At 68.5% G+C, this 6,586-nt stretch carries 7 protein-coding genes; 4 read left to right on the plus strand and 3 right to left on the minus strand.

The annotated features are described in order from the left end of the window. The coding region (locus ACXRVZ_RS27205; protein ID WP_458233087.1) for a Nif3-like dinuclear metal center hexameric protein at positions 1-318 on the plus strand (318 nt) is incomplete at its 5' end. Here ACXRVZ_RS27205 and ACXRVZ_RS27210 read toward each other — a convergent pair. Further along, entirely contained in the window at positions 315-1,235 is a 921-nt protein-coding gene (locus ACXRVZ_RS27210; RefSeq protein ID WP_457421424.1) for a M14 family metallopeptidase, read from the minus strand. The two genes, ACXRVZ_RS27205 and ACXRVZ_RS27210, sit on opposite strands and share 4 nt — an antisense overlap. Positions 1,236-1,284: 49 nt before the next feature. Here ACXRVZ_RS27210 and pdxA point away from each other — a divergent pair, with 49 nt between their 5' ends. Next, entirely contained in the window at positions 1,285-2,280 is a 996-nt protein-coding gene (pdxA, locus tag ACXRVZ_RS27215) for a 4-hydroxythreonine-4-phosphate dehydrogenase PdxA (protein ID WP_457421426.1), read from the plus strand. Here pdxA and ACXRVZ_RS27220 read toward each other — a convergent pair. Together ACXRVZ_RS27220 and mscL are read right to left on the minus strand one after the other, a co-directional pair. After that, entirely contained in the window at positions 2,264-4,687 is a 2,424-nt protein-coding gene (locus ACXRVZ_RS27220; RefSeq protein WP_457421428.1) for a DUF1631 family protein, read from the minus strand. The two genes, pdxA and ACXRVZ_RS27220, sit on opposite strands and share 17 nt — an antisense overlap. A gap of 129 nt (positions 4,688-4,816) precedes the next feature. After that, the gene (gene mscL, locus ACXRVZ_RS27225; RefSeq protein WP_458233088.1) at positions 4,817-5,236 is read right to left on the minus strand and encodes a large conductance mechanosensitive channel protein MscL; all 420 of its coding nucleotides are present in this window, start codon (positions 5,234-5,236) and stop codon (positions 4,817-4,819) included. Positions 5,237-5,413: 177 nt separating this feature from the next. Between mscL and petA the strand changes: the two genes are divergently transcribed. After that, on the plus strand, positions 5,414-6,010 hold the full coding sequence (gene petA, locus ACXRVZ_RS27230; RefSeq protein ID WP_457421432.1) for a ubiquinol-cytochrome c reductase iron-sulfur subunit: 597 nt from the start codon (positions 5,414-5,416) through the stop codon (positions 6,008-6,010). A gap of 8 nt (positions 6,011-6,018) precedes the next feature. Then, on the plus strand, positions 6,019-6,586 hold a 568-nt coding region (locus ACXRVZ_RS27235; RefSeq protein ID WP_458233089.1), incomplete at its 3' end, for a cytochrome b.

Genomic DNA, 6,586 nt, shown 5'->3' on the forward strand with positions numbered 1-6,586 from the left:
CTGACGGCGCAGCTGCGCACGCTGACCGGCCGTGAGCCCGTGCTGGCCGAGGGCGACGGGCGGCCGCTGCGCCGCGTCGCCTGGTGCACGGGCGGTGCACAGGGCTATTTCGAGGGCGCCATCGCGGCCGGCGCCGATGTCTTCGTCACCGGGGAGATCTCCGAGCCCCAGGCCCACTACGCCCGCGAGACCGGCGTCGCCTTCATCGCCGCCGGCCACCACGCCACCGAGCGCTACGGCGTGCAGGGCGTGGGCGAGCGAGTCGCTGCCGAGTTGGGGCTGGACTGGCGCTTCATCGACCTGCCAAATCCTGCCTAGGCGTGAGCAAGCGCGTAGGCGATGGCTGCGCGCACGGCAGTGACCTGGGCCTCGGCGCATTGCTGCGGCGTCGTGCGCGGGCTGTCTGGGTAGACCTCCGTCGTCGTGCTGAAGCGTGCCGCCGTGATAGCGGCGCACAAACTTTTCTTCGCGACGGCGAAGCTGATGACGCCAGGTGACTGCAGCGGCGTGCCGATGATCTGGCCGTTGGCGTCCGCCGGTGCGATGTGAGTGACCCGGGCGACGGCATCGATGACGGCGCGCTGGAACTCCGGCTGCGGATGTTCGGCGTCGTCGACGAGATAGAAGCCGTCGGGCACGATGTCCGGCACGAAGGCCTCGCCGTCGCGCGCAGCGAGCGCCGGACGGAACTCCGATTCGTCGCTGTCCGTCGTCTCGTGCAGGTCGATGTGCATCAGCACGCTGCCGCGCAGCGGCGCGAGCAGCGCCACCAGCGCCGTTGATTCACCGGCCGAGCTGCCTGCGCGGAAATTGCGGTTGGGGTCCAGCGCGTCGCGGTTCCAGCGCTGGATGCGCTCGTAGGCCCAGGGGCTCACGCAGGGCACGACGAGCAGGTTGGCGCGGCCGGCCTGCTCCAGCCCGTGATCGCGCAGGAACTGGAGCGCGCCGAGCACGCCGCTGGTCTCGTAGCCGTGCACGCCGCCGGTGACGACCAGCGTCGGCAACTCGTCCTGCCAGCCACGGCTGCGCAGGGCGACGAGCGGGAAATGTTCGCCGTCGTAGTCCAGCGCGCCGTACTCGCTGACGTCGAAGTCTCGGCGCAGCGGCTCGACGGCGCTCAGCACGTCTTCGGCATAGCTGCGTTGCTTGACGACGCGTGCGCGCCAGGCGGCGACCTCCGCCGCGCCCCAGGCTTGGCCGGGTGTGCCGATGGGATAGGAGAGCTGGTCATTCATAGACGCACAGTCTGCCAGCGCCGCCCGGGGCGTGATGAAAGAATGCCGCATGACCACTGCCCCACCTCTCGCCATCAGCATGGGCGACGCCTGCGGCATCGGCCCCGAGATCATTGCCAGCCTGTGGCGGGCCGAGGCACCGCGCGATGCGCTCGTCGTCGGCGATGTAGGCGTGCTGCGGCGTGCCGTTGCGGCCACGGGTGGCGGCCTGGCCGTGGCGCAATTGCAGTCGCCCGACGAGCTGGACCGCGTGCCGCCACGCTGCCTGCCGGTCTGGCAGCCTGCAACGCTGCCTGCGGCCCTGGCTGATCTGCCGCTGGGCCGTGTCGACGCCCGCGCCGGCGCGGCGGCAGCGTTGTGCATAGCGGCCGCCGTTGCGCTGATCCAGGCCGGCCGGGCACGTGCCATCGTCACCGCGCCCATCCACAAGGAGGCCTTGCACGCGGCCGGTTCACCCTATCCGGGCCACACGGAGATGCTGCAGGCCCTGGCCGGTGGCGGGCCGGTGCGCATGATGCTGGCCAATGAGGAGCTGCGCACGGTGCTCGTCACCATTCACTGCTCGCTGCGCGACGCCATAGAGCGGGTCACGCGAACCAACGTGCTGGAGACGCTGCGCATCACCGGCGTGGCGCTGCGGTTGATGGGAATCGCTGCGCCGCGCATCGCCGTGGCCGGGCTCAACCCGCATGCGGGCGAGGGCGGCTTGTTTGGCGACGAGGAGATTCACCACATCGCGCCGGCCATTGCCGATGCGCGCGCCGAAGGCTGGGATGCGACTGGCCCCTACGCGCCCGACACGGTGTTCATGCGCGCCCGCCGCGGCGAATTCGACGTCGTCGTCGCGATGACGCACGACCACGGGCTGATCCCGGTGAAATACCTGGGCGTGGAGCAGGGCGTGAACGTCACGCTGGGCCTGCCCTTCGTGCGCACCAGCCCCGACCACGGCACCGCCTTTGACATCGCCGGGCGAGGCATTGCCGACCCGGCCAGCCTGGGCGCGGCTCTCGCAATGGCGAGAAAACTTAGCGCGCCGGCGTAGACAGCGCCGCGAGCTGCGCGCGCGCACGGGCCGTCGCGCGCTCCAGCAGATAGGCTTGTTCGTAGGCGCGCATGCGGTCTGCCTCGCAGAGCTTCCTCAGCATGCGGGCCGTCATCGTCACCGTCTCCTGCTGGCGGCTGCCGTGCGTGAAGATGAAGAAGCTGCGGCCCGCGCTGATGTGGGCCAGGCGCATCTTCTGCCACTCGTCGCCGGTGTGCATCTGGTAGGCGAAGCCCAGCTGCATGTTGTCCATCAGCAGCGCGCCGCTGCTGGGCTCGCTCGCGCCTTCCGAGGCCGGCAGGCCGTCGATGGAGATGTCCACGGCCTGCAGCGGCGCGGCCGCTGCAGCGGCGTCGTTGCCGGACAGGTCCAGGTCCAGCTCGCCGTTCCAGTCGACGCCGGATTCCTCGACCAGGCCCAGGCTCTTGGCCTCGGCCGGCGTCAGGCGCTGGCTCGCATCCAGGTCGGCGGGCAGCGTCTCGCCGGCCATGGGCTTGGCGAGGTCAGCCTCGGCCGGCGGCGAAGCGCCAAAGATCTGGTCGAGCTGCTTGACGAGCAGGTTGGTGTCCAGCGCGCTTGGCGCCTGGCCCTTGAGCGACTCGGCATGCGCCGGCAGCAGCGCGCCGAAGAAGTCCTTGCGCGGGCTGTCCGGCCAGCGGATCAGGTCCAGCCCCTCGTTGAGGGTGCGCATCAGGTTGGGCAGCTCGCGCAGGAAGTCGGAGCGCGCCGCCGTGCCGGCCTTGGGCTGCACGCTCATCACCAGGCTTCGGCCCAGGGTGCGCAGGCGCAGCGCGCGCTCGGGCGCGCCTTCGCGCGATGCCAGCACGATGGCCTGGCTCCACACGCCGGCCAGGAAGCTGCGCAGGAACTCCTGCATCGGCACCTTGGCCAACGACTGCTGTAGCTGCAAGGCGTAGCGCTGTTGCAGGCGCAGGTCGGTCTCGCGGCGTTCGACGACGGCGGCGGCGTCGCCCGAGGCCTTCAGCGCGCTGCGGGTCTGCTCGGCGATGAAGGTTTCGAGCGCATCCAGCTTGGCCGTGTAGACGTCCATGCGGTCGAAATCGCCCTGGGCCACGTCCTGCACGAGGTCGCGCACATGGGCCAGGAAGGAGCGGCCCGGGTCATCGCTGAAATCGTCGAAGGCGCAGGCCAGCGACGCCAGGCGGTTGACGAACTGGCGCACCGGATGGCGGCGCGAGGAGAAGAAGGTCTCATCGCCCAGCGCCGCGCGCAGCACCGGCAGCTGCAACCGGGCCAGCAGGCGCGCCATCTGCGGCGGCACCTTGGGGTCGGACAGGATCTGGTCGAACAGGCTGCTGACGACGTCGATGACCATGTGGTCCAGCCGGCCCGTAGAGGCCTGGCGCAACTCGTCGCGGTGCTGGTGGATCACGTTGGCCGGCAGCGGCAGATGGCCCCAGGCGCTGGGCTCGCCGGAAAGCGTGTCCAGCCCCATGCGGCTGGAATGGCCGCCGTCATAGCTGTCGTAGGCCGCCGGCGCCTGGGCCAGGCGGCGCAGCAGGTCCATCATCTGCGGGTCGACGCGGCCAATGCCACCACCCCCGCCGCCACTGCCACCGCGGCCGCCGTAGCTACCCCCACCGCCGCCACCGAAGCCCGAGCTGCCCGGGCCGCCCCGGCCTCCGGCTTGGCCCAGGCCGCCATGGCCGGAGCCGCCATAACCCCCGCCGCGGGTCGACATGCCGCCGTGGCCGGAATCAAGCTCGCCTTGCTGGCTGGGGCCGCCCAGCGCGCCGTGGCGTGAGGCGGCGGCGTCCGCTGCGCCGCGCACGCGCAGATCCTGGGGCCGCAGGCCGCGCGAGCGCAGCAGCTCGGCGATGTCGGCATAGCAGCCGCGCATCTCCTGGGCCAGCGAGCGCGTCAGCTCGTCGGTCAAGGTCTGGCGGGTCACCGGGTCGTCGGTGATGGACTGCACGGCGTCCAGCAGCGCCTGGCCGACGAGTTCCGGCCGCAGCGGGTTGCGCTCGCCGAGCTGGATGCCGGCCACATAGGACTCGACCTCACGCAGCTCCCACTCGCTGTGGTGGCCGATGGCCAGGCCGATGCGGTCGGCCGCGACCAGGTTGTTGACCTGGTCGTCGTCCATCAGCGAGAGCTCGCCCCAGTCCTTCTTGGCGGTGGGCGCCGCAACCGGCTTGGGGTCGGACTGCTCGGCCGAGACCTGCTTGCGCAGGCTTTGCACGAAACGTTGCGAAAAGATGCCCTGCTGCTGGCGGAACACGAACTGCGCCGCGAGCAGCGCGTCGCGCTTCTTGATCTGCCCGGCGGACAGCGCTGACAGCCCCAGCCCTTCCGCGCAGCGCTCAGCCGCCTGCTCTCCGGCGAGGCGGATGCGGGTCAGCGAGGCTTCAAGGTGCGGATTCAGGCGTATCTCGGGCGCGTTCATCACAAATAGGCACAAGTGCGCCGAAAGTATCGCGCCTGCAACAAGCTGGGGTTTTCAGCAAGTCGCCAAATTGGTGGCATAAAAAAGCCCGGTAACCATTACTTACCGGGTTGGCGGGCGGAAAAGAGACTAGCGCTTCAGCGAATCGCGGATCTCGCGCAGCAACTGGATGTCTTCCGGCGTCGCCGCCGGCTCGGCAGGCGCCGCAGCGGGTTCGTCGCGCTTGAGGCGGTTGATCTGCTTGATCATCAGGAAGATGAMGAAGGCCAGGATCATGAAATTCAGCGAGACGGTGATGAAGCTGCCGTAGGCCAGCACGGCGCCTTGCTTCTTCGCCTCGGCCAGCGTCGTGGCCGCCTGGCCGGCCAGCGGGATGAAGTAGTTGCTGAAATCCAGGCCGCCGAAGATCTTGCTGACGATAGGCATGATGACGTCGCCGACCAGGGAGTCGACGATCTTGCCAAAGGCGCCGCCGATGATGACGCCGACCGCCAGGTCGATGACATTGCCCTTGATGGCGAACTCCCTAAATTCGGAGATGAAACTCATGCGCGGGCTCCTGCCTGGGGCGTTGGAAAAAGGTGGCGCCATTGTTGACGCCAAGTCGGCGCGGTCAGAAGCCGGGTAAACCTGCGTTCGTCCCGGCGCCAGCCCGACTGAGGCCGCGAAAAGCGTCCGCTAGAATCCTGGGCTGCCCCTGATCAGAAGTCTCCTTAGAGGACCCTCATGAGTGACCAGCAAGTGGACCAAGGCAAACGCACCTGGTTGATTGCAACCGGTTGTGCCGGCGCCGTGGGCGGCGTTGCGACTGCCGTGCCCTTCGTCAGCACCTTTGCACCCAGCGAGCGAGCCAAGGCCGCCGGCGCGCCGGTCGAGGTCGACATTTCCGGCATCAAGCCCGGCGAGAAGCTCACCGTCGAGTGGCGCGGCAAGCCGGTCTGGATCGTGCGCCGCACGCCGGAGCAGCTCGAAGCCCTCAAGAAGAACGACGCTCAGCTGGCTGACCCGAACTCTGATCGCAAGGCCTTCCCGATTCCCGACTACGCCAAGAACGAGAACCGCTCGATCAAGCCCGAGTACCTCGTTGTCGTCGGTATCTGCTCGCACCTCGGCTGCTCGCCAAGTGACAAGTTCACGCCCGGCGCTCAGCCGTCGCTGCCGGACGACTGGACGGGCGGCTTCCTCTGCCCCTGCCACGGCTCGACCTTCGACATGGCCGGCCGCGTCTTCAAGAACAAGCCTGCGCCGGACAACCTGGAGGTGCCGCCGTACATGTACCTGACCGACTCCCGCCTGCTGATCGGCGAAGACAAGAAGGCATAAGGACGATCATGGCTGAATTCAAGGAAGCTCCCGCAGGCGCCTCGGTAGGCGTGAAGACCGTGACATGGCTGGAGAACCGGTTCCCGACCGCGTTCGACGCCTACAAGGTCCACATGTCGGAGTACTACGCGCCGAAGAACTTCAACTGGTGGTACATCTTCGGCTCGCTGGCACTGCTTGTGCTGGTGATCCAGATCGTCACCGGCATCTTCCTGGTGATGCACTACAAGCCGGACGCGGGCCTGGCCTTCGCGTCGGTCGAGTACATCATGCGCGACGTGCCCTGGGGCTGGCTGATCCGCTACATGCACAGCACGGGCGCCTCGGCCTTCTTCGTGGTCGTCTACCTGCACATGTTCCGCGGCCTGATCTACGGCAGCTACCGCAAGCCGCGTGAACTGGTCTGGATCTTCGGCTGCGCGATCTTCCTGTGCCTGATGGCCGAAGCCTTCATGGGCTATCTGCTGCCCTGGGGCCAGATGTCCTACTGGGGCGCTCAGGTCATCGTCAACCTGTTCGCGGCCGTGCCCTTCGTCGGCCCGGACCTGGCGCTGATGATTCGCGGCGACTATGTCG

The organism is Roseateles sp. P5_E8, assembly GCF_054177665.1.

Coding starts and splice junctions, on each gene's coding strand:
- ACXRVZ_RS27210 (WP_457421424.1), bottom strand. CDS start 1,235: ATGAATGACCAGCTCTCCTATCCCATCGGCACACCCGGCCAAGCCTGG.
- pdxA (WP_457421426.1), top strand. CDS start 1,285: ATGACCACTGCCCCACCTCTCGCCATCAGCATGGGCGACGCCTGCGGC.
- ACXRVZ_RS27220 (WP_457421428.1), bottom strand. CDS start 4,687: ATGAACGCGCCCGAGATACGCCTGAATCCGCACCTTGAAGCCTCGCTG.
- petA (WP_457421432.1), top strand. CDS start 5,414: ATGAGTGACCAGCAAGTGGACCAAGGCAAACGCACCTGGTTGATTGCA.